This is a genomic window from Streptomyces platensis, from assembly GCF_008704855.1.
Classification (GTDB): domain Bacteria; phylum Actinomycetota; class Actinomycetes; order Streptomycetales; family Streptomycetaceae; genus Streptomyces; species Streptomyces platensis.
The window spans coordinates 7,350,176-7,371,639 of the sequence record NZ_CP023691.1 but is presented as its reverse complement, the minus strand read 5'-3'; the positions used below and the strand labels follow the sequence as shown (position 1 = coordinate 7,371,639).

Sequence of the window (21,464 nt, the reverse complement as noted above, 5' to 3'; positions counted from 1 at the left end):
CGGTCCGCATCGGTTCACTCACCGCGTCGGTCACCGCCCTGCTCCGGCGGATCGGCCGGCAGGTTCATCTGCTGCCGGAACTGGGAGATGATCGTCGTCAGACTGTCCTGCACCTCCGGCGGCAGCCCGACGGAGCGCAGCGCGATCGCGCGCACCCGCTGGTCCCGCATCGCGGCCAGGAAACGGACCTCTTCCTCCACCCGCGCGGCCTGCGGCTGCGAGAGGTCCCCCAGCAGATAACCGACCGGCACGGCAAAGAACTTGGCCAGCGCGCGCAGCAGCTCCGGGCTCGGGTTCGTACGCCTACCGTTGCGCAGCATCGACAGATACTGCTCGGTGACCTTGACCCCGCCGTACTCCTCCGCTCCCCCGCTGATCTCCTCGGCCACAAAGGCGTTGGTGTACGGGGCCCCCGGCGGATGCATGTTGGCGAAGAGATGGTTCAGCCGCTCCGCGAGCACACTGCCCGCCCCCTTGGACCGGCTTTCTCCCCCCACGTTCATGTCTACCGTCCCCCGTCGATTGAGCCCAACGAACAGTTAAGGCTCCGTCACCACCCGCTCATCCTGACACGCCAGGAACGCGGTGCACCAGTCCACTTACGGACAGTAGGGATCGCTGGACTTAACCGGGAGTTGAGCGATGAAGGCACAGGCCGTACGGAGCGTCACGGGAGACCTGTCATGCGGGGGCTCCACGGAGCGCGGCTGCCCGACAGCAGGCGGCGCATCCAGCGACGGGACACACCACGGCACAGCAAAAGACCCGCCGGCTCGGGATTTCTCCCGGCCGACGGGCCTTTTCGCACCGTCGGGACGACAGGATTTGAACCTGCGACCCCTTGACCCCCAGTCAAGTGCGCTACCAAGCTGCGCCACGTCCCGGTGCCCGATCCGGCCGGGATGTCCCGGCTGACCGCGCACGAGAACAATACCGCATGTCAGAGGGTGGGGGCTGCCACTTTCCCGTCTCGCGGCGGGGCGGCGGGTGCGAGATGAGTAGCTGTACTCATGCGCCGGTGTCACGGTGCCGCCACGCTACGCGCATGACTACTCCATCGATTCAGCGGCCGACGACCACGGCCTTCTTCGTACAGGCCGCGATCTCCTTCGGGCTGTCGCTGGTGGCGCTGGTGATCGGGATCATCAAGCTGCCGGTGGGGCCGTGGGAGCGCGGTTTTCTCGCCCTCGGGCTGATTTTCGTGGTGTCCTCGGCGTTCACGCTGGCGAAGTGCGTGCGCGACCGCCAGGAGGTCGAGGAGGTGACGAACCGGGTGGACAAGGCCCGGATCGACAAGCTCCTCATCGAGCAGGACGTCTTCAAGCCGGGGCAGGTCTGACCCGGCGGCCGCGGGCCGTGGATCTTCCGGCCCGCAGCCCCACGCTTGACCTCAAGCGCGCTTGAGGTTGCAGGCTCTGTCGTATGACGCATCTGACGACAGCCCCTACGGCGGGCACCCCGGCGGGGTCCGCTCCGCACGGCGACCGCATCGGTTTCGCCGAACTGCCGGACCTGATGAGCCTGATGACGGGCGATGAGAAGCACGGTCCGGCCGCCACCTCCACGCTCGACGCCCTCTGGGTCCTCTACGACCGGGTGCTGCGGGTCTCCCCCGGCACCGTCACGGCCCCGGACCGGGACCGTTTTCTGCTCTCCAAGGGCCATGGCCCGATGGCCTACTACGCGGTGCTGGCCGCCAAGGGCTTCTTCCCCACCGAGTGGCTGCCGGGCTTCGGCTCGTACGACTCACCGCTCGGCCACCACCCCGACCGGATGCTGGTGCCCGGCGCCGAGATCGGCAGCGGCTCGCTGGGCCACGGGCTGCCGCTGGCCGTCGGCACCGCCCTCGGTCTGCGGGCGCAGGGCCGGCCCGGACCGGCCGTATGGGTGCTGATCGGCGACGCCGAACTGGACGAGGGCAGTAATCACGAGGCCCTGGCCTACGCGGCCGCCGCGGGCCTGGACCGGCTGCACACCCTGGTCATCGACAACGCCTCCGCCACTCATGGGTGGCGCGGCGGGATCGCCTCCCGCTTCGAGGCCGCGGGGTGGTCCGCGGCCACCGTGGACGGCCGCGACCACGAGGCGCTGTACGCGGCCTTCAGTACGCCGCATCCGGGCCGTCCGCATGCGGTGATCGCCCGTGTCGAGCCCAAGGGCGCCTGAGCGGCCGCCCCGTCTTCCCGTATACGACCAAGACTTCGAGAGGGTTTCAGTGATGGACACCATGCGTGAGCGCTTCACCTCGGTCACCTCGCGGATGCTGGCGGAGGACCCGCGGCTGGCACTCGTCCTCGCCGACATCGGGGCGGCCGGCTTCGCCGAAGCGGAACAACGACATCCGGACCGGGTGGTGAACGTCGGCATCCGGGAGCAGTTGCTGATCGGTGTGGGCGGCGGGATGGCGCTCACCGGGCTCCGCCCGATCATGCACACCTTCGCCAGCTTCCTGGTGGAGCGCCCCTTCGAGCAGCTGAAGCTGGACCTCGGCCACCAGGGCGTGGGCGGTGTGCTGGTGAGCGCCGGGGCCTCCTACGACTGGCCGAGCGGCGGCTTCACCCATATGGCGCCCGGCGACGTGGCGCTGCTGGACACACTCGACGGCTGGACCGTGCACGTTCCCGGGCACCCCGACGAGGCCGAGACGCTGCTGCGGCACGCCGCGGCGGCCGGTGACGACAAGGTCTATGTCCGGCTGTCCATGCAGAGCAACGCCGCGCCCCGGTCGGTGGACGGGGCCCGCTTCCGGACCGTACGGGAGGGACGCGGCGGGGTGGTGATCGCCGTCGGCCCGATGCTGGACAGCGTGCTCGCCGCGACCGAGGGGCTGCCGCTGACCGTGCTCTACGCGACGACCGTGCGGCCCTTCGACGCCGCCACACTGCGTGCCGCGGCCGACGCCGCCGGTACCTCGGATGTGGTGATCGTGGAGCCGTATCTCGCGGGGACCTCGACGCGGCCGGCGGCCGAGGCGCTGGAGGACCGGCCGCACCGGCTGCTGGGGCTCGGCGTCGGCCGCCAGGAGCTGCGCCGCTACGGCCAGCTCGACGAGCACCTGGCGGCACACGGCCTCGATCCGCGCGGCCTGCGCGAGCGGATCACCGGGTTCCTGACGGGACGGGCCTGACCGGCCCGAGGGGTACCGGGGCGGGGGGTCCGGCGGGGGCCCGGCGGCTCAGATGTGCTTGTCGAGCCAGGCCAGCAGGTCGTCCTGGACCTCCTCGCGGTTGGTCTCGTTGAGGATCTCGTGGCGGGCGTCCGGATAGGCCTTCCACGTCAGATCGCGGGTGCCCACATAGCGGAAGTCCTCCAGGAGTTCATGGACCAGGGTCATCCCCTGGTGGCAGGGGTCCAGCTCACCCACGGCGACATGGACCGGCAGGCCGCGCGGCACACGGGCGAGGTTGTCCGGGTCGTTGATCTTGCGGATGGCGCCCACCCAGTCGGCGGCGAGGCCGGCGGAGAAAGCGAAGCCGCAGTCCTCGTCGGCGACATAGGCATCCACCTCGGCCGCGTCGCGGGAGAGCCATTCGTAGCCGGTGCGGTGGGTGAAGGCGTCATTGAAGGAGCTGAAGGTGCGCGGGATGAAGGCGGAGAGCGCGCTGCGGCCGCGCTCGGCGATCTCCTCCTCCAGCCCGGCGAGGGCACCGTCGATGTCCAAGCCGGGCAGGGTGCGGAAGGTACCGGTGAGGATCAGCCCGGCGAGGTCGGCGCCGTACTCCTGGGCGTAGTCGCGGGCCAGCATCGCGCCCATGCTGTGGCCGAGCAGCACCAGCGGGAGGCCGGGGTGGCCGGCGGCCGCGTGATCGCCGATGCCCTTGAGGTCGCTGACGATCGCCCGCCAGGCGTCCTCGCCGACCACCCCGCGGCCGCCGGTGGTGGCGGCGGTGGCGCCGTGGCCGCGGTGGTCGGAGGCGATGACGGCATAGCCGTGGCCGGCCAGAAAGCGCGCGAAGCGGTCATAGCGCCGGCCGTGTTCCGCGGCGCCGTGGGCGATCTGGACGAGGGCACGCGGGTGGCCGGACTCCGGGAGCCAGGTGTAGGTGGCGATCCGGGCGCCGTCCGGAGCCTGGTGGAAGTCCTGCTGCATGGCCTGCATGGCGTCGTCTCCTGACTGCCGGGGCGGTGGCTGACGAGTCGTCGCCGCCCACTCTTCCGCGCCGGGCGGCAGTGCGCCATGGGGCGCGCGTGGCGGAGAACAAGGCAGCTTCGGCGAGCCTTCCGCGTTCGCGCGTACTAACGGTCAGGGGTACGCCCTCCGGCTGAAGGCGGGCCTCCCGCGCCGCGATTCCTGCCGCGTGCGCAGCGCCGGGCTCGGGCGGGTCGATGAGTTCCACCGGCTGCCCGGTTGGCCGCAGTCGGTCGACCCTGTCGGCCCGGCAGGTCCGCCGGCGCTTCCTTCCCAGTCGCCCCCGCCGCAGCGCCCGGGAGGCGTGGGGTGGCGCGGTGCCGGGGGCCTCGGGACGGCGCCACGGTCGTTGCGGCGCGGGGGGTGGTGCGCGTGTACTTCGCGCTTCAACTCCGCGTCCGAACACACCCAGTTGATGTTTCATGCGCCCCGCAGTAGGTATGCCAACGGGTATTGCACGGGGTAAGCGAAAGATCACTTTCCGGAACGTTCGCTGGAGACGGCACCGCCGGTGCCGTCCCAAGGCGGGGTGCGACCAGCGCGGGGAAGATCGCGAAGGAGGGACTCGTCTTGCATCGCTATTTCACGGACCAGAGACATGAGGCGCTCCGGCACCGGGTGCGGGACTTCGCCGAGAGCGAGGTCCGCCCCCGGATTGCCGAGATGGAGGCGAGCCGTTCCGTCTGCCATGAGCTGTCTCGTCTGATCGCCCGTCAGGGGTGGATAGGCGCAACCGTGCACCGCGCCTACGGAGGGATGGGCGCCGGGCATGTCGCCAAGACTCTGATCATCGAGGAGCTCTCGCGGGTGAGTGCCGCGATGGGCGCCATGGTGCAGGCGTCCCAGCTGGGCGTCGCGAAGATCGTCCACTTCGGCAGCGAGGAGCAGAAGAAGACCTGGCTGCCGGCCATAGCCTCCGGCGACTGCCTGCCGACCATCGCGGTCACCGAACCGCAGTCCGGCGGCCATGTGCTGGGTATGTCCTCCACCGCGGTCCGCGACGGCGACGACTATGTCCTCAACGGCCGGAAGATCTACGTCGGCAACAGCCATGTCGGCGATCTGCACGGCGTCGTGGTCCGCACGGGTGAGGGCTCCAAGGGCCTCTCGGCGTTCCTCGTGGAGTCCGACACCCCCGGCTTCCGGGTCGGGCCGCAGCAGCCCGCGATGGGCCTGCACGGCTTCAGCTTCGGTGAGCTGTTCTTCGACAACTGCCGGGTCCCGGCGGCGAATCTGCTGGGCCGGGAGGGCGACGGACTGGCGGTCGCCTACTCCTCCAGCGTGCTCTACGGACGCCCCAATCTGACCGCCGTGTCACTGGGCATCCACCAGGCGGTGCTGGACGAGACGACGAAGTTCTGCACCGAGCGGCAGCGCTACGGCAAACCGCTGGCCGACCTGGGCAACATCAAGCTGAAGCTCGGGCGCATCCAGTCACGGCTGCTGCTGGGCCGGCTGTCCGCGTACCACGCGGTGCATCTGCTGGACCAGGGCCTGCCGTGCGACGCGGAGCTGATGAACGCCAAGCTGGTCAATGTGGAATCGGCGCTGGAGTCGGCGCGTGACGCGATGGACATCCACGCCGCGTGCGGGCTGTTCACCGACCGGCCGGTGGAACGTTTCTTGCGCGACGCCCACCACATCTTCGCGCCGGCCGGCACCTCTGACATCCAGCTGCTGCGCCTGGGCGAACTCGCCCTGGGCCGGGCGCAGGGCGACTGGTCCAGCCGGCTCGCGGATCTGCTGCGGCTGGAGCCTTCGGAATGGCCCGACGAGGACGAGGCCGCCGACGAGGCCCCCGCGGACCCGCCCGTCACGGTACGGCCCGAGGACCCCACGCCCACGGTGCCGGGCCAGCGCACCGGACCGACGTGCCGGCCCGCCTGGTTCGCCCGGCCGAGGTGAGCGGCCGGCCCTGACCCGACCCGCGGCGGCCGGGTCAGGGCCCATGCCGCGGCCCCGGGCCCGCCGTCCGGCACAAAGGCCGTCCGCCGGACACCGGGGCCGGGAGTCGGGGCCGCGTCAGAGCGCGCCGCTCTGTTGCTTCTCCATCCGGTGGATCTGCTCGACGAGTTCGGCGGCCATCGACTTGATGGTCTCCAGCCCCTCCCGCCCCCAGGGCCGCGGTTCGAGGTCCACGACACAGACGGTGCCCAGCGCCGTCCCCGTACGGTCGATCAGCGGCGCACCGAGGTAGGAGCGGATGCCGATCTCATCGACGACGGGGTTGCCGGCGAACCGCGGATAGTCGCAGACGTCCTCCAGCACCAGGGCCTTGCGGCGGACGATGACATGCGGGCAGTAGCCGTGGTCCCGGTCCATCACCCGGCCCGGCTGGGCACTGGCGGGCGCCGGTCCCAGCTCGACGGCCTGGTCCTGGGAGGGCGTGTAGAGACCGGCGAAGTACTGCCGCCGCTCGTCGATGAAGTTGACCATCGAGTAGGGCGCCCGGGTGGTCCGGGCGAGCTTGCGCGCGAACTCGTCGAACGCGGGCAGCGGGGACTCGCCGATCCCCAGGGCCCGCAGCCGGGCGACGCGCGCCGGCGCCTCGTCGTCCTGCGGGGTGAGCAGCAGATGGCGCGTCGGGTCGTAGGAGATGTACGGGACGCGGGAGGCGGGGTGGTTCATGGCAGCTCCGGGGTCGCGGCGAGGGCGGGGGTGAGCAGATGCTGGACGAGCGAAACCAGGACTTGGGTGGCCGAGCCGCCCCGGCGGGCGTCGCAGAGCACGATGGGAATGTCCGGGGAGACATCTATGGCGCTGCGGACCTCGTCCGGGTCGTAGCGGTAGGAGCCCTCGAACTCGTTGACGGCGACGATGAACTGGATGCCGCGCCGCTCGAAGAAGTCGACGGCGGCGAAGCACTGGTCCAGGCGCCGGGTGTCGGCGAGGATGACCGCGCCGAGCGCGCCGTTGGACAACTCGTCCCACATGAACCAGAAGCGCTGCTGCCCCGGCGTCCCGAAGAGGTAGAGGACGTGCGCCGCATCGAGGGTGATCCGGCCGAAGTCCATGGCGACGGTGGTGGTGCTCTTCTCCTCGACGCCGGCCAGATCGTCCGTCCCCACGCTGATCTGGGTGAGGAGTTCCTCCGTGCTGAGCGGCTCGATCTCGCTCACCGCCCTGACGAAGGTGGTCTTGCCGACCCCGAAGCCACCCGCGACCAGGATCTTGAGCGCGGTGGGGAAGAGGTCGGCCGCGGAATCCCCCTGGGTTCGGGGCTCACAGTCGTTTGCGAAGTCCATTCAGCACCGCCTCCAGCAGGGCTCGGTCGGTACGGGACGCGGGCCCTGCCGAAACGGCTGCGGGGGCCCGCGCGGTGATCGCCCCGCAGTCGACGAGGTCGGCGAGGAGCACTTTGGTGACCACGGCGGGCAGCCGTATGTGGGCGGCGATCTCGGCGACCGAGACCGGCCCGCCGCACAGCCCCAGCACCTGGGCGTAGTCGGGGCCCTGGCAGGAGACGGGCGGCCGGCCGGTGGCCATCACCATGGTCAGCAGGTCCAAGTGCGCCGTCGGACGGGTCCGGCCGTTACTGATGGTGTACGGACGGACCAGCCGGCCGGCCGCGTCGTCGTACCACGGCTCCCCGCCCTGCCGCCGTAGGCGACGCACGGTCATGGTCAACGACCGCCCGCGGGCGCCTGCTGGCGTGCGGGGGTGGACAGATACGGCCGGACGCTCTTGACCAGCATCGACATTTCGTAGCCCAGCACCGCCACATCGGCCTCCCGGCCGGCGAGCACGGCCAGACAGGCGCCCGATCCGGCGGTGGAGACGAACAGGAAGGTGGACTCCAGCTCGACGACGACCTGGAGGACGTCGTCGCCCTCCCCGAAGCGCACACCGGCGCTGCGGGCGAGGGAGTAGAGGCCGGAGGACAGGGCGGCCATGTGGTCGGCGCTGTCCGGGTCGAACCCATGGGCGGCCTTGACCAGGCCGTCCGACGACAACAGTAGCGCGCTCCGGGCGTGCGGCACCCGCTGTACGAGCCCGGTCAGCAGCCAGGACAGGTCGGTGTGCTGGCCTCCCTGCGGCTGCAAATGCGCCTGCGCACGCACATCACTCACCATGGTTACGGTCGTCTCCTCGGGGGCGGGCCATCGGGGCGTCGTGGTCACGGTCGTAGAGCAGGTCGTTGCCGGCCGGGCTGCTGGGGTCGCCGCCCTGGGCCGGGAGGATGCCGTGGCCGCCTGCGGTGTCCTCGGCGTAGCTGTCGTCGCCGAGGCTGAAACCGCGTCGGAAGGCGGCCATCAGGCCGGGGTCGTGCTCGGGTTCCGGGCCCGTACGGGGTGTCGTGGACGGCAGGATCGGATCGCCGCGCAGCTCGGGAACGAGATGCGTCTGCTTGTGCCGCCGGGGCAGCCGCGGGCGGGCGGCGTTGTCCACGGCGGGCGGGGCGGGCGGCAGCACGACTGGGCCGGAACGGTCGGCGGGCGCGGGATCGGGGGTCTCGTGGGGGTGCGCGTCGGGCAGGTGCGCGTCAGGCAGGCGGACTTCGGGAGTGTGGGCGCCGGACGCGCGGACCAGCCGGCGCCGGGTGGCACCGAAGTCGGGATCGGCGTCCGCGGGGGCCGGGTCCGGGTCCGGGCGGCCGTCGTAGCCGCGCGGTGCCATGTCGAGCGCGTGGTCGGGAGCGGGCGCGGGGGCGGGAATGGCGAGCGTGCGTGAGGCCGCGGGACCGGGGTCATGGCGGTCGTGCCGCTCCTGCCCGGCGTCGGCGGCGACGGCGTGGTCGCCGGGGTATCCGCTGTGGTCCCCGGGGAATCCGCTGTGGTCGTCGAGGGGGAATCCGCTCTCGTACGTCCCCTCGTCAAGTACGTCGTGCGCGGGGGCCGGGCCGGTGTCCGGCGATCCGGTGGGGGTCGGTGCCGCCGCCGCGTTCGCGTCGCCCTTGACCGAGTCCGCGCCGAGCAGCCCCTGGGGCACGATCAGCACGGCCTGCACACCGCCGTAGATATTGCTCTGGAGCCGGACCACGATGCCGTGCCGCCGGGCGAGCGAGGAGACCACGAAGAGCCCGATCCGGCCATCGCTCAACAGCTCGGCGACATCGATGTGTTCGGGGTCGGCCAGCAGCCCGTTCATCCGCGACTGCTCTTCCGCGGACATCCCCAGGCCGCGGTCCTCGACCTCGACCGCGAGTCCGGCGGTGACGAGTTGGGCGCGCAGCAGGACCGGGGTCTGCGGGGCGGAGTAGATCGTGGCGTTCTCGACGAGTTCGGCGAGCAGGTGGATCACGTCGGCGACGGCATGGCCGCGCAGGGTGCCCTCGATCGGCGGCACCAGCTTGATCCTCGGGTACTGCTCGACCTCGGCGATCGAGGAGCGCAGCACCTCGGTCAGGGACACCGGACGGCTCCACTGGCGGCGCGAGATGGCGCCGCCGAGGACGGCGAGGTTCTCGGCGTGCCGGCGGATGCGGGTGGCCAGGTGGTCGACGTGGAACAGGCCCTTGAGCAGGTCGGGGTCCTCGACCTGGTTCTCCAGCTCGTCCAGCAGCTCGATCTCGCGGTGCACCAGGGATTGCAGCCGGCGGGCGAGGTTCACGAAGACCTCGACCTTCTGTTCGCTGCCGCTGGCGTTGCTGCGGGCGATGGCGACCGCGTCGATGACGGCGGACTCGGCGGCCCGGCCCGCGCCGGCCACCTCATGGGCGAGCAGGTCGAGGGTGTCGCCGGTGGGCACCGGCCCCGGTTCGGGCTCGCGGCGCTGGATCCACTCACCCTGCCGTACGCGGTCCAGGAGGTCGTACAGATCGGACTGGCTGCGGGCGCAGACCTGGCGCAGCCGGGCGTAGCGGGCGACGGTGGCCCGGGCCTCGGAGCTGGCGGCGGAGCCCGCGGTCAGCACGATGACGCAGACCAGGGCGAGTCCGCCGCACAGCACCACCCACTCGCGGCCGGTGATCCGGGCACCCCCGGCCTGCACCACGAAGGCGGCGACGGCCGTGCAGAGGACGGCGACCAGCAGACAGGGGACGGCTGCGAGCCTGACCAGACGGGACCGTATCGCCGAGTCGGCGGCCGACTCGGGGAAGGCGGCACGGCCGTGTCGTCCGCCCTCACGCTCCCGCCGCCGGGCGGCGGGTACGGGGGCGGCCCCCGGGGAACCCTGGGACCCGGGGGATCTTTGAGCCTCCTGGGACAGCTGGGTCCCCTGGGGGAATGCGGTAGGCATCGGCGCCCTCCGGATCGGCCGTGGCAGTTCGCGGAGCACGCACGCTAGTTGTTGCCGGGGTGGGGTCCGGAGCCACTTCGGGGTTTCGCTACCCCTCGCCACCTCCCTGAGTGGGCGCCGCCCGGACATCAGTGCGACCCGATCCGAACCTCCGTTCCCTCAGGGAGAGTTGAGCCATCCGAGGGGGTTCCTTCCGGTGGCTCGTCAACGGCGCTCGCGAACCCGACGCGCGCCGGGGAGCATCGGTCCGGACACGCTGCGTCAGGCACCGGCGGCCGCCCGGCGCCGGTCGCTGCCGGGCGCTCAGCGGAAGGTGCGCCGGTAGGTCTGGGGGCTGACGCCGGTGGTGCGTTTGAAGCGGTCGCGGAAGGCCGTCGGTGAACCGAAACCGACTTGCGCGCCGATGCGTTCGACGGAGTGCGTGGTGGTTTCCAGCAGATGCTGGGCCTGGCGCACCCGGGCGCGGTGCAGCCACTGGAGCGGAGTGGTACCGGTCTGTTCGCGGAAGCGCCGTATCAGGGTGCGGGTGCTCATACCGGCCCGGGCGGCGATATCGGCCAGCGCGAGATCGCGGCCCACGTTGTCCTGAAGCCAGGCGAGCAGCGGTTCAAGGGCGGAGCCACGGGGGGTGGACGGGTAGGGCTGGACGATGAACTGCGCCTGGCCGCCCTCCCGTTCGAGCGGCATGACGGACAGCCGGGCGGCGTCGGCGGCGACCGCGGAGCCGTAGTCGCGGCGGATCAGGTGCAGACACAGGTCCAGCCCGGCGGCGGCTCCGGCGGAGGTGAGGAGCTGGCCGTTGTCGACGTAGAGGACGTCCGGGTCGACATCGATGGCCGGGTGGGCGGCGGCCAGCTCACCGGCCGCGATCCAGTGGGTGGTGGCGCGCAGCCCGTCGAGCAGGCCGGCGGCGGCCAGCGCGAAAGTACCCGTGCAGATGGAGGCGATGCGGGTGCCGTTGGCGGCGGCCGCGGTCAGTGCCTCGTGGACGGCGGGCGGGAGGGGCGCGGCCGGGTCGGCGGTCCCGGGGACGATGACGGTGTCCGCGTCCGCCAGCCCGTCCAGTCCCCATGGCGCCCGCAGCAGGAACGAGCCGGCGTCGACCTCTGGCCGCTCGGCGCAGACGCGGACCTGGTAGCCGGCGCGGCCGTCCGGAAGGCGGGTGCGGGTGAAGGCCTCGATCGGCGTGGACAGATCGAACGGGATCACCTTGTCGAGAGCGAGGACGGCGACGGTGTGCATGGCCGTAAATTACCCGGCCCTCGGAATCCCGCCAGAGGGCAAGAGGTGGCCATCCCAGACGGACTCCAGCTGATTTCCCCTGGTCAGCCGCCCGGGAAGTATTTGGCAATATTCCGTTGGGAGTTGTCGATAGTGCCACTGGGGCAGGAGGGCACGGCGGGCTAGCTTCGCTGGTGAACCCGGCACGGGGCCGGGCCGAACCCCCCGAAGGACTGCCCATGCATGCTCAGATCGTCCTGTTCGACGGCTTCGATCTGCTCGATGTCATCGCGCCTTACGAGGTGCTGTACGCCGGAGGTGCCGCCTCGGACGGGGCGGTGGACGTGGAGCTGGTGTCCGCCGAGGGGCGGCGCGAAGTGGTCGGCGGCACCGGCGGCGTGACGCTGTGGGCCACGGCCGCCCTCGACCCGGAACGGGCCGGCCTCGTCGTGGTGCCCGGTGCGGCCGGCCGCGTCGGCACACCCGGTGAGACGCCCGATGAGGACGCCGGTGCCCGGACGCCGGACGAGTTCCTCTCCGTATTGCTGGGCCGCGCCGTGCAGACCGGTCTGCCGTCCCTGCTGAAGGCGGCCATGGACCGCCCCGGGCTGACGGTCGCCACGGTGTGCGGCGGCTCGCTCCTCCTCGGCCTCGCCGGCCTTCTGAAGGGACGCCGTGCCACGACCCACCACCTGGCGCTGGAGACGCTGGCGGAGACCGGTGCGCAGGTGGTGCCGGCCCGGGTGGTCGACGACGGCGACCTGGTCACCGGGGGCGGTGTCACCTCCGGCCTGGACCTGGGGCTCTATCTGCTGGAGCGGGAGGTGGGGCCGAAGATCGCCCATGCCGTCGAGGAGTTGTTCGCCTACGAGCGGCGGGGCGTCGTCTGGCGCGACCGGGGACCGGCACCGTCGGCTCCGTGAACCACTCCCCCGCACCCGCCACCGCATTCAACCTTGAGGCCCCACCTCCGTGACCAAGCTCTTTCTCGCCCTGCATGTCCTGGCCGCCATCCTGGCCGTGGGACCGGTCACCGTCGCCGCCGGGATGTTCCCCAGGGCGCTGCGCCGCGCCCAGGCCGATCCGCCGGACCCCGCCGCCCGCGCGTCTCTGCGCACCCTGCACCGCATCTGCCGCGTCTACGCCGCCGTCGGCCTCGCCGTACCCGTCCTGGGGTTCGCCACCGCCGGCAGTCTCGGTGTGCTGGGGAGCGGCTGGCTGATCACGTCGATCGCCCTCACCGCGGGCGCCGCCGCGATTCTGGCGCTGCTGTTGCTGCCCGGCCAGGAGGCCGCGGTCGGCGTGGTCGAGGCCGCGGCGGACGGTTCCCGGGCCCCGGTGGCCGATGAACGGACCGCCCGCCGGCTGACGATGCTGACCGGCCTCTTCAACCTGCTGTGGGCGGCCGTCACCATCCTGATGATCATCAGGCCCGGCTCCACCACGGGAGCCTGACCATGCGCCGAAGGTATCTACGGGTGGCCGCGCACGGGGAACTCGTTTCGCTGATCGTGCTGCTGGTCAACCTCGCCACCGCCCACCTCAAGCCGCTCAGCTCCCTGATGGGCCCCCTCCACGGCTGCGCCTACCTGTTCGTCGTGATCGCGGTGTGGCGGCTGGACCGTATCGACACGGCTGCCAGGGCGATCGCCGTCCTTCCGGGCATCGGCGGGCTCCTCGCCCTGCGCCGGATCGGCCGCCTGGGCATGCACGCCCACCCGGCGCCTCAGGACAGTGTCGGCTGACCCACGACGGGTCACCGGCTGCGATATGCGGCGGCCCCCTGCCGGTACCGCTCCTTGGCCTCGGCGAAGTCGGGGACATCGGAGCGGTCGCGGTCCCCCGGCCCGAAGACGCCCGCCAGGGCCTCGGCGCCGTCACCGACCGCGGCGGCGCGGGACATCATGGTCCGTTCATAGACGGTGACGGCCTCGTCGTGGGTGTCATGGCGGGCGAGGGCCAACGCGAGTTCGCAGCCGTCGAGCATGGCGAAGTTGGCACCGTAACCACCCAGGGGAGCCATCAGATGGGCGGCGTCCCCGAGCAGGGTGACGCCCGGGGTGTGGGGCCAGGTGTGCGGGGCCGGGAGGACGAACAGCGGCCGGTTGACGTACGGGCCGTCGTTGTCGGTGATCAGGACGAGGAGCCGCTCGTCCCAGCCGGTGAAGGCCCGGAGCAGCGCGGCGCGTACGGCGTCGGTGTCATCGAGGTCGATGCCGGCGGCGCGGTACCAGTCCGCGTCGTCCTTGAGGGCGATGTACGCGCGGACGTGCTGGTTGCTGTTGCGCTGGCCGATCAGGCCCTTGTGGTCGCCGGTGGCGAAGACGTTGCCGTCACCGACGAGTTCGGCGACGGCGGGGTGCGCGGTGTCGACCTCGTCGTAGCGGGCCTCCAGGAAGGTCACGCCGGTGTAGACGGGCGTGGCGTCGCTGACCAGCGGTCGCACCCGGGACCAGGCGCCGTCCGCACCGATGACGAGGTCGACGTCCCTGGTGACGCCGTGGTCGAAGGTGAGGCGGTGGGTACCGGCCGGGCCCGGGGTGGCGGAGGTGAGGGTGTGGCCCCACCGGAGGGTGCCGGGTGCGAGGGAGTCCGCCAGCAGGGTGCGGAGTTGCCCGCGGTCGATCTCGGGGGCGGCGTCCTCGTCGCTGGTGGGGCGGTAGTCGACGAGCACCTCGCCATGGCGGGTGAGCATCCGCTGGGCCTGGCCCTCGGGACGGGCCAGGGCGTGGAAGTCGTCGAGAAGTCCGGCTTCCCGCAGGGCGATCTGTCCGGAGTCCGCGTGCAGGTCCAGGGTGCCGCCCTGGTTGCGGGCGTCGGCGGAGGCGTCCCGGTCGTAGACGGTGACGTCGATGCCGTGGCGCTGGAGGACGCGGGCACAGGTCAGACCGCCGGGGCCGGCGCCGACGATGGCGATCTGCGGGGCGTGGGTGCGGGTGGTGGGCATGGGTGATTCCTCCGCTGGGTGCGGTCGGGTGGGATGAGCGGCTGCACGCCGGACCGTCGGACCGGTCTCGGGCGTCAACGGGCCGGTGGCAGCGCTCGGTTCACCGGGGCGGTGACTCCGGGGCCCGGTCGGGACCCGGCCTGTGCTCCCGGCTCACCCAGAAGAGCACACCGATTAAAAAAGTGCAACGAGTCAACTTTTTAACTCGGGCAACCAGAGGGTAGGGTGGAGCCGTGAGTGAGACGACACAGCCCCTCGGCCGCCGCGAGCGCAAGAAGGCCGCCACCCGCCAGGCGCTGGCCGACGCGGCACTGCGGCTGTTTCTCGAACGCGGCTATGACCAGGTCAGCATCAAGGACATCGCCGAAGCCGCCGATGTCTCCACCACGACGCTCTTCAAGCACTTCCCCGGCAAGGAAGCCCTGGTCTTCGACGCGGACAGCGACCACGAGGCCGCCCTGGTCGCGGCCGTCCGCGAGCGCCCCGCCAGCCGGTCCGTTCCCGCCGCTCTGCGGGACCACCTCCTGCGCTGCCATCTCGGCACCGCCACCGACCCCGCGTTCGCCCGGTTCCGACAGCTCGTCACGAGCACCCCGGCACTCCGTGACTACGGCCACCGCATGTGGATGCGGCACGAAACCACCCTCGCGCAGGCCATCGCCGCCGACGCCGGCGCCCCCGAGGACGACCCGGCCAGCGCCGCACTCGCGCACTTCGCCCTCGAAGCGCTCGCCCTCGCCCGTGGCCAGGAAGACCCCCGCGCGGCCCTCGACGCCGCCTTCGACCTGCTGGAACGCGGCTGGCAGCCACCCGCCCGGCGCGCCGCCCGCACCTCGGAACAGGGCGCCGAATAAGCGTCAGACGGCGAGCCCGGCAGGCTCCTGACCGAGGAACGCCGCGACGGTCCGGGTGAAGCGGCCGGGATCGTCGAGCCAGGGGTAGTGGCCGGCGCCCGGCTGAATGACCAGTTCGGCCCGGGGGATCAGCTGCGCGATGTCCGCCGCGATACGGGGAAGCGGGCCGCTGTCCACTTCACCGGCGAGCAGCAGGACCCGCGCGCCCATGCCCGCGACGGCGGCGCGGGCTTCCTCAGGGGCGAAGGCGCCACCGGACGCATAGATCTCCGCGGCCTCCTCGTGGGTCTGCGCCACCTCGGACGCGGCATGCGCCTGCGCGGCCGCGTCCCAACGGCCGTAGAAGAAGGGGGCGATGGCGTCCCAGTCGGCGTCGGCCACGGAGCCGGCCCAGACCCGTTCATAGGCGCCGTACGCGGCCCCGAACCAGGGCTCGGCGGTGCGCAGGGCGGCCGCCTCCCGGCGGTGCGCCTCGGTGAAGTCGACACCGAGAGCGCGGGCGCGCGCGGTGATCAGGGCGAGGGTACGGATGCGCTGCGGATGCCGGGCCGCGTAGAGGAGCGCCAGGTCGCCGGCCGCCGAGTGCGCGAGGAGGTCGACCCGGTCCAGCCCGAGGTGCACCCGGAGGGCTTCGACATCGGCGACCTGCCGGTCGCAGCGGTAGGTCGCCGGGTCGGCGGGGCGGGCGGAGTCGCCGGTGCCGCGCAGATCGAGCTTGATCAGCCGGCGGCGCTCGGACAGTCCACCGAGATCGCCGAGGTAGCCGGAGGCCCGCATGGGCCCACCGGGCAGGCAGAGCAGCGGCTCGCCCTCGCCCACGACGTGATAGGCGAGTTGGGTCCCGTCCGGAGCGGCGAAGGCAGGCATGGCGTCATCCTCATCGCCGTGTGGCGGGCACGGCAAGGGGGTTGTCTGGGGAGGCCGGGCAGGGCGAGCGCTATCTCCGGGGCGGGGCAGGGCGAGCGGGTGGTCTCCGGTGCGGGCTCAGCGGTCCGCGGCGAGGCCCACGTCGGTGGGGGACACCGCCGACGGCCAGGCGGGCCAGCCATGGACGGGCGGCACCGCGATCGCCCGCCACCACGGATAGACGGCCGCCGGCTCGGCGGGCTCGAAGGGCTCGCCGGGTCTGGGGTGGGCCGTGTCGACCCCGGACCTACGGCCGGCGGCCAGTGTGCGTTCGGCAGGCTCCGCCCAGGGGTGCGGGGCGAGGTTGAACGTGCCCCAATGGATCGGCAGCAGCACCCCGCGCGGCTCGCCGCCCTGGAGGTCGAGGTGGGCCCGGACGCCCTCTTCGGGGGTCATGTGGATGTCCGGCCAGAAGTCGCTGTACGCGCCGATCTGGATCATCGTGGCGTCGAACGGGCCGTGCGCCGCGCTGATCTCCGCGAAGCCGGAGAAGTAGCCGGTATCGCCGCTGTGGAAGATCCGGTGCTCGGGGCCCGCGACCACCCAGGAGGCCCACAGGGTGTGCTGCGGTCCGCGCAGCCCGCGGCCGCAGAAATGCTGGGCAGGGGTGGCCGTGAGGGTCAGGCCGCCGACGCGGGTGGACTCGTGCCAGTCGAGCTCGGTGATCCGCTCCGCGGGCACTCCCCAGAACTCCAGGTCGGCGCCGATGCCGAGCGGTACGACGAAGGCCGCGCCGGTACCGGCCAGGACCTGGACCGTCGACATGTCGAGATGGTCGTAGTGGTCGTGTGAGATCACCACGGCATCGACCGGGTCCAGCTCGTCCAGTGCGAGGGGCACCGGGTGCAGCCGCTGGGGACCGGCCCAGGTGAACGGCGAACAGCGCTCGCCCCAGACCGGGTCGAAGAGCACCCGCTGCCCGTCTATCTCGGCCAGCACGCTCGAATGGCCCATCCAGGTGAGCCGCAGCCCGGAAGCGGGCGGCTGGCCCCAGTCGGCGGCGGTCGGACGGTACACCGGAATCGGCCCGACCGGCGCCCGGCGCAGCCGGCCCTCCCGGCTCAGCTGGGTACGCGCCATCGGCAGCGCGGAGCCGTGCAGCAGCTGCCTGGTCGGCACGGGGTTGCGGAACTGGCCGTCCACGAACTGGGGCGACCTGCGCATCCTGGCCAGCCGCTCCCCGGTGGGTGCGATTCCGAAGCTCGCGGGCCGCAGCGCGGAAAGTCGAGTGCGGCGGGGTCGGGAACCGGTCACGGCACCTCCATGGTCAGGGCAGTCGCGAAGTGAACGGGCCGCATGGGCGGTGGGTTCCGGCACACCGCGCCACTCGGCACCGTCGTACGGTTTCCGCACCACGACGCCCGGACTCAACACCATCACCCGCAGACACAAACCGCGCGACCGGCCGTCGCATTCCTGGCGAACGGTGTGACCTTTCCCGGGCCTGCCGGTGGTCTCTTTCGCCGCGGCCACCGGGAGGCGTCCATTGCGGTGACGGGGGCGGGCGGGGCCGGGCCTGGACGCGGGGGTGGCGGGAGGCGAGCCGGGGCGTCGGGGGTCGGCGGGACGGGCGCCGGGCGACAGCGGCTCGACCCGGTCGAGCAGTGCGGTGACGGCCGGCATCCCGGCGGGCCCGCCGCCGATCACGATCGCGGTGCGCCCGCCATTGGAGTGCTCTGTCACCGTTGCCTCGCTCCCCCGACGGCGTGGTCCGGGAGCCGTACGGCCCGCTCGTTCCTGTCCCCGGCCCCTTACACCTGGCCGGCAGCTGCGCACCGTCCGCGGAAAAGATCACTGTCGGGCCCACACTTCAGTGCGCTCGGCGGCGGTGTCAACGGCCCGTTCCGCCCACCGATTCGCGGTGTTCCGGCCGCTCCCGCGGTCCTCCGCCGTCGCCCGTTCACCCTTGGCCACAGATCACCGACTCGGCTTCTTGTGCGTCCCTTCCTCCCTCGTGTCACCGGATTCTCTGACATCCCGTCATGGGACGAGCCTGCGTCTAGACTCCCGGCAGCGGATGCACCTCGTCCGCAAACGGTCTCACCAGCAGGGGATTCGTCTCACCAGCAAGGGATTCAGGGACGCTTGTGACATTCCAGCAGGTTTCTGAGCCGTATGACGCCTATGACGTCCTCGTCGTCGGCGGGTCGGGCGTGGACACCGTCGTGTCGGTCGGCGCGCTGCCGGTGCCGCTCGCCGATTCGTACGCGGTCCCGCCGCTGTACGAAGGGGCGGGGCACACCGGTACCGGTGTCGCGCTGGGCTGCGCGGCGCTCGGGCTCACCACCGGGTTCGTGGACTTCATCGGCGACGACCATCCGGGCACTCTGGTCCGCGAGCGGATGGCCGGCAGCGGCGTCGACTTCCGGCCGCTGATCTCTCCGCACGGCACCCGGCGTGCGGTCAACCTCGTCGCCCCGGACGGCCGCCGGATGTCGTTCTACGACGCCCGGGACCCGGCCGAGCTGCGGATGCCGCCGGAGCACTATCTGCCCCCGCTGCGCCGCGCCCGGCACGTCCACCTGTCGATCATGAACTTCGCCCGTTTCCTGTACGACGACATCGAGGCGCTGGGCCTCCCCGTCTCCACGGATCTCCAGGACTGGGACGGGCTGACGGACCATCATCGGGAGTTCGCACTCCGCTCCGACCTGGTGTTCCTCAGTACGGCCGGGGCGAGTGAACGGATCGCGGTCGTGATGCGGGAGATCCTGCACGAGGGGCGCGCCGAGGCGGTGATCGCCACGGCCGGGGCGGGCGGCGCCTACCTCCTCAGCGCCGACGACCGCACCCCACGCCTGGTGCCGGCCGTGGTCCCGCCCGGCCCCGTCGTGGACAGCAATGGCGCGGGCGACGCCTTCACCAGCGGCTTCCTCTACGGCAGGCTGGCGGGCCGGGACCTGGAGGAGTGTGCGCGCCTGGGCGCCGTCGCGGGGGCGTATGCCTGTACCTCGCGCGGCACCCACACCGCCCTCGTCGGGCCCGAGGAGCTGCACGCGGCCCTCCGCGCCAAGGCGACGGCCCCGCTCACGGCGCCGCCGGGCGGTGACGGGCACCGGATCCCGGGCCCGCCGGATGCCCAGGTGTCGCCCACGGGGGCGTAGCCGGGGCGACGGAGCGCCGACCGGCCGGGCGCCCCGGCCGGTCAGCTCTTGCGGCCCACTCCACCGTAGAAAACGGTGTCGTTGAGCTCCTTCGGGCCGGGCACCGGGCCGTCCGGCCGCCACAGCGGCACCCGTACGACACCCGGGTCCAGCAGGGCGAACGGCCCGAAGAGCGGCTCCACCTCGGCCTTCGACCGCAGATTGAGGGTGGCGGTGGCGCTCTTGTAGACGTTCACCACGCCGTCGCGCGCCCGCTCGTCCGTGCGGCCCGCGGCGTAGTCCTCATAGGGCTCACCGGTCGCATGGGTCAGGACGAGATGGCTGCCCGCGGGGAGTGCCTCGGCCAGGGTGGCGATGAGCGCGGCGGGTTCCTCGTCGTCCCGGATGAAGTGCAGTACGGCCACCAGCAGCAGTGCCACCGGCCGGTCGAAGTCGATCAGTTCCCGGACGGTGGGGTGGTCCAGCAGCGCCTTGGGGTCGCGGACATCGCCGAGCACGAATCCGGTGCGCTCGGTGTTGGTCAGCCGGGCGCCGGCGTGGGTGGCGACGATGGGGTCGTTGTCGACGTACACGACCCGGGTGTCGGGGGCGGTCTCCCGGGCGACCTCATGGGTGTTGGGCGAGGTGGGGATGCCGGTGCCGATGTCGATGATCTGGCGGATGCCGCCGGCGACCAGCTCGCGCACCGCCCGCCGCAGGAACGCGCGGTTGGCGCGGGCGCTGAGCCGTACCTGGGGGTGGACCTCGATGACCCGCTCCGCGGCCACCCGGTCGACCTCGTAGTTGTCCCAGCCGCCGAGGTAGTAGTCGTACATCCGGGCGGGGTGCGGCCGGCTGGTGTCGATCTCCGCGGCCGAGAAGCCCGAGTGCTCCGGCCCCTGGACGTACGGTCCCATCTCCGGGAGCTCACCGTCCGGCGCCCCCTGGGATATGCCCTGCTCGGTCATGCCGTCCTCCGTTCGGTGCACCGGCCCGGCGCCGCCGTGAGCAGGAAGTCGGCGTGGCCGGCCTTCGCCCCCTCGATGAAGCTCACCATTTCGTGGTGGGTGTAGATCAGGGCAGGGCCGTCCGGGTCGGTCGACTGCCGCAGCGCTATCCGGCCGTCCCCCAGCCGCATGGCCTCGACGCACTCGCCCCCGTTGCCGCCGCTCCACGGCTTGTGCCAGCCCTCAGAGCCCAGCTCTTTGGCGGGCATGCCGTTGTAGATGCGTATGCGATCCATGGTTCAGATCTCCTTGCGAAAGCCACCCAGAATGGCCTCGGTGGTGTGTGCCGGCGCGGCCTGTGCACACATCCGGTCCAGGGCCTCCAGGAACTGCGAGACGTCGTTGCGCTGGTCGAAGTACACGGCTCCGACGAGGCTTTCCGCGTACGCGATGTCCGGGAGTTCCGGGATCGGGAAGCGGAAGATGTGGAAGGGGCCGTACATGGCGGGGTGCGGGCCCGCGGCGAAGGGCATGATCTGGAGCCGGACGTTCGGCAGCGCGGTGGCTTCCATGAGCCGGGTGACCTGGTCGCGCATCACCTTCGGTCCGCCGATCGGGCGCCGCAGCACGGTCTCGTCCATGACCACCCAGAGCATCGGGGCGTTGTCACGGGTCAGCAGGGACTGGCGCTCCATGCGCAGCGCGACGATACGGTCGATATCCATCGCGGAGGCATGCGGCATCCCGGCCTTCAGGACGGCGGCGGCATAGTCCTCGGTCTGCAACAGCCCGGGGATGTAGTGCGGTTGGTAGGCCCGGATGAGGTTGGCTTCGCTCTCCAGGCTGACGAACGCGCTGAACCACTCGGGCAGGACATCGCGGAACCGGTGCCACCAGCCGGGCTTGTTGGCCTCGCGGGCGAGGGAGACGAAGCCCTCGATCTCCTTCTCGTCGGTGACGCCGTAGGTCGCCAGCAGCTTCTCGACGTAGGGGAGTTTGAGTCCGACCTCGGCCTTTTCCATCCGCCGTATCGTGGCGTGGGTCACATCGAGGGCCGCGGCGGCCTGCTCGAAGGAGAGGCCCGCTTTCTCACGCAGGTCCTGTAGCCGCTTGCCGAGCACCACCCGCAGGACGGTGGGTGCCCCTGCCGACCGTGGGTCCGCCACGTTCGATCGCCTCCAACTGACTTCAACGGTC

General features: G+C 71.8%; 23 protein-coding genes and 1 tRNA gene. 9 read left to right on the top strand and 15 right to left on the bottom strand.

The window, feature by feature from the left end:
- Nucleotides 1–14: 14 nt before the first annotated feature.
- Both CP981_RS32610 and CP981_RS32605 read right to left on the bottom strand, forming a co-directional pair.
- Nucleotides 15–503: a helix-turn-helix domain-containing protein gene (locus tag CP981_RS32610; RefSeq protein WP_085922518.1), complete on the bottom strand. Its 489-nt coding sequence runs from the start codon at nt 501–503 to the stop codon at nt 15–17.
- A 307-nt stretch (nt 504–810) separates the two neighbouring features.
- Nucleotides 811–884, bottom strand: a tRNA-Pro gene (locus CP981_RS32605).
- Nucleotides 885–1,045: 161 nt separating this feature from the next.
- Here CP981_RS32605 and CP981_RS32600 point away from each other — a divergent pair.
- The 3 genes from CP981_RS32600 (at nt 1,046) to CP981_RS32590 (ending at nt 3,127) form a co-directional block, all read left to right on the top strand.
- Entirely contained in the window at nt 1,046–1,339 is a 294-nt protein-coding gene (locus CP981_RS32600) for a YiaA/YiaB family inner membrane protein (RefSeq protein ID WP_085922519.1), read from the top strand.
- Nucleotides 1,340–1,422: 83 nt separating this feature from the next.
- Nucleotides 1,423–2,166 carry a transketolase gene (locus tag CP981_RS32595; protein WP_425282182.1) on the top strand — a complete coding sequence of 248 codons (744 nt, stop codon included), beginning with the start codon at nt 1,423–1,425 and terminating at the stop codon, nt 2,164–2,166.
- A 52-nt stretch (nt 2,167–2,218) separates the two neighbouring features.
- A complete protein-coding gene (locus tag CP981_RS32590) occupies nt 2,219–3,127 on the top strand; it encodes a transketolase family protein (RefSeq protein WP_085922520.1) in 909 nt (302 codons plus the stop codon).
- A gap of 48 nt (nt 3,128–3,175) precedes the next feature.
- On the opposite strand, the gene CP981_RS32585 is transcribed toward CP981_RS32590, so the two are convergent.
- Nucleotides 3,176–4,099: an alpha/beta fold hydrolase gene (locus tag CP981_RS32585; RefSeq protein ID WP_085922521.1), complete on the bottom strand. Its 924-nt coding sequence runs from the start codon at nt 4,097–4,099 to the stop codon at nt 3,176–3,178.
- 600 nt (nt 4,100–4,699) lie between these two features.
- Between CP981_RS32585 and CP981_RS32580 the strand changes: the two genes are divergently transcribed.
- A complete protein-coding gene (locus CP981_RS32580; RefSeq protein ID WP_085922522.1) occupies nt 4,700–6,034 on the top strand; it encodes an acyl-CoA dehydrogenase family protein in 1,335 nt (444 codons plus the stop codon).
- A 117-nt stretch (nt 6,035–6,151) separates the two neighbouring features.
- Here CP981_RS32580 and CP981_RS32575 read toward each other — a convergent pair whose 3' ends face one another.
- The 6 genes from CP981_RS32575 to CP981_RS32550 all read right to left on the bottom strand — a co-directional run bounded on the left by CP981_RS32575 (nt 6,152) and on the right by CP981_RS32550 (nt 11,551).
- Nucleotides 6,152–6,757 (bottom strand): GAF domain-containing protein, encoded by a 606-nt coding sequence (locus CP981_RS32575; protein ID WP_085922523.1) that lies wholly within the window; start codon nt 6,755–6,757, stop codon nt 6,152–6,154.
- Nucleotides 6,754–7,374 carry a GTP-binding protein gene (locus CP981_RS32570; RefSeq protein WP_085922524.1) on the bottom strand — a complete coding sequence of 207 codons (621 nt, stop codon included), beginning with the start codon at nt 7,372–7,374 and terminating at the stop codon, nt 6,754–6,756. The genes CP981_RS32575 and CP981_RS32570 overlap by 4 nt, the downstream gene beginning before the upstream one ends.
- Complete coding sequence (locus CP981_RS32565) at nt 7,352–7,750, bottom strand: DUF742 domain-containing protein (RefSeq protein WP_085922525.1); 399 nt, start codon at nt 7,748–7,750, stop codon at nt 7,352–7,354. The genes CP981_RS32570 and CP981_RS32565 overlap by 23 nt, the downstream gene beginning before the upstream one ends.
- 2 nt (nt 7,751–7,752) lie before the next feature.
- Nucleotides 7,753–8,202 (bottom strand): roadblock/LC7 domain-containing protein, encoded by a 450-nt coding sequence (locus CP981_RS32560; RefSeq protein WP_018088399.1) that lies wholly within the window; start codon nt 8,200–8,202, stop codon nt 7,753–7,755.
- Nucleotides 8,192–10,309 carry a sensor histidine kinase gene (locus CP981_RS32555; protein WP_244329885.1) on the bottom strand — a complete coding sequence of 706 codons (2,118 nt, stop codon included), beginning with the start codon at nt 10,307–10,309 and terminating at the stop codon, nt 8,192–8,194. Before CP981_RS32555 ends, CP981_RS32560 begins: the two co-directional genes overlap by 11 nt.
- 303 nt (nt 10,310–10,612) lie before the next feature.
- Nucleotides 10,613–11,551 carry a GlxA family transcriptional regulator gene (locus CP981_RS32550; protein WP_085922526.1) on the bottom strand — a complete coding sequence of 313 codons (939 nt, stop codon included), beginning with the start codon at nt 11,549–11,551 and terminating at the stop codon, nt 10,613–10,615.
- 218 nt (nt 11,552–11,769) lie between these two features.
- On the opposite strand from CP981_RS32550, the gene CP981_RS32545 reads away from it, so the two are divergent.
- The 3 genes from CP981_RS32545 to CP981_RS32535 are packed head-to-tail and all read left to right on the top strand — an operon-like array spanning nt 11,770 to nt 13,275.
- Nucleotides 11,770–12,453: a DJ-1/PfpI family protein gene (locus CP981_RS32545; RefSeq protein WP_085922527.1), complete on the top strand. Its 684-nt coding sequence runs from the start codon at nt 11,770–11,772 to the stop codon at nt 12,451–12,453.
- A 49-nt stretch (nt 12,454–12,502) separates the two neighbouring features.
- Nucleotides 12,503–12,985, top strand: a complete 483-nt coding sequence (locus CP981_RS32540) for a DUF2269 family protein (RefSeq protein WP_085922528.1) — start codon at nt 12,503–12,505, stop codon at nt 12,983–12,985.
- Between the two features lie 2 nt (nt 12,986–12,987).
- The gene (locus CP981_RS32535) at nt 12,988–13,275 is read left to right on the top strand and encodes a DUF3817 domain-containing protein (protein ID WP_085922529.1); all 288 of its coding nucleotides are present in this window, start codon (nt 12,988–12,990) and stop codon (nt 13,273–13,275) included.
- A gap of 11 nt (nt 13,276–13,286) precedes the next feature.
- Here the strand turns inward: CP981_RS32535 and CP981_RS32530 are convergent, their stop codons facing one another.
- A complete protein-coding gene (locus CP981_RS32530) occupies nt 13,287–14,477 on the bottom strand; it encodes an FAD-dependent oxidoreductase (RefSeq protein ID WP_085922530.1) in 1,191 nt (396 codons plus the stop codon).
- 233 nt (nt 14,478–14,710) lie between these two features.
- Here CP981_RS32530 and CP981_RS32525 point away from each other — a divergent pair, with 233 nt between their 5' ends.
- Nucleotides 14,711–15,331, top strand: a complete 621-nt coding sequence (locus tag CP981_RS32525) for a TetR/AcrR family transcriptional regulator (RefSeq protein ID WP_085922531.1) — start codon at nt 14,711–14,713, stop codon at nt 15,329–15,331.
- Between the two features lie 3 nt (nt 15,332–15,334).
- On the opposite strand, the gene CP981_RS32520 is transcribed toward CP981_RS32525, so the two are convergent.
- Nucleotides 15,335–16,198 carry an alpha/beta fold hydrolase gene (locus tag CP981_RS32520; protein WP_085922532.1) on the bottom strand — a complete coding sequence of 288 codons (864 nt, stop codon included), beginning with the start codon at nt 16,196–16,198 and terminating at the stop codon, nt 15,335–15,337.
- 117 nt (nt 16,199–16,315) lie between these two features.
- On the bottom strand, nt 16,316–17,491 hold the full coding sequence (locus tag CP981_RS32515) for an MBL fold metallo-hydrolase (protein ID WP_167536174.1): 1,176 nt from the start codon (nt 17,489–17,491) through the stop codon (nt 16,316–16,318).
- Between the two features lie 833 nt (nt 17,492–18,324).
- Here CP981_RS32515 and CP981_RS32510 point away from each other — a divergent pair.
- Nucleotides 18,325–19,341 carry a carbohydrate kinase family protein gene (locus CP981_RS32510; RefSeq protein WP_085922534.1) on the top strand — a complete coding sequence of 339 codons (1,017 nt, stop codon included), beginning with the start codon at nt 18,325–18,327 and terminating at the stop codon, nt 19,339–19,341.
- A gap of 41 nt (nt 19,342–19,382) precedes the next feature.
- On the opposite strand, the gene CP981_RS32505 is transcribed toward CP981_RS32510, so the two are convergent.
- From CP981_RS32505 to CP981_RS32495, 3 genes are read right to left on the bottom strand one after another with little or no spacing between them, the layout of a single operon-like run.
- The gene (locus CP981_RS32505) at nt 19,383–20,288 is read right to left on the bottom strand and encodes an SAM-dependent methyltransferase (protein ID WP_208853014.1); all 906 of its coding nucleotides are present in this window, start codon (nt 20,286–20,288) and stop codon (nt 19,383–19,385) included.
- Nucleotides 20,285–20,563 carry a DUF397 domain-containing protein gene (locus tag CP981_RS32500; RefSeq protein WP_085922535.1) on the bottom strand — a complete coding sequence of 93 codons (279 nt, stop codon included), beginning with the start codon at nt 20,561–20,563 and terminating at the stop codon, nt 20,285–20,287. The genes CP981_RS32505 and CP981_RS32500 overlap by 4 nt, the downstream gene beginning before the upstream one ends.
- Before the next feature lie 3 nt (nt 20,564–20,566).
- Nucleotides 20,567–21,433, bottom strand: a complete 867-nt coding sequence (locus CP981_RS32495; protein ID WP_085922536.1) for a helix-turn-helix domain-containing protein — start codon at nt 21,431–21,433, stop codon at nt 20,567–20,569.
- Nucleotides 21,434–21,464: the final 31 nt, after the last annotated feature.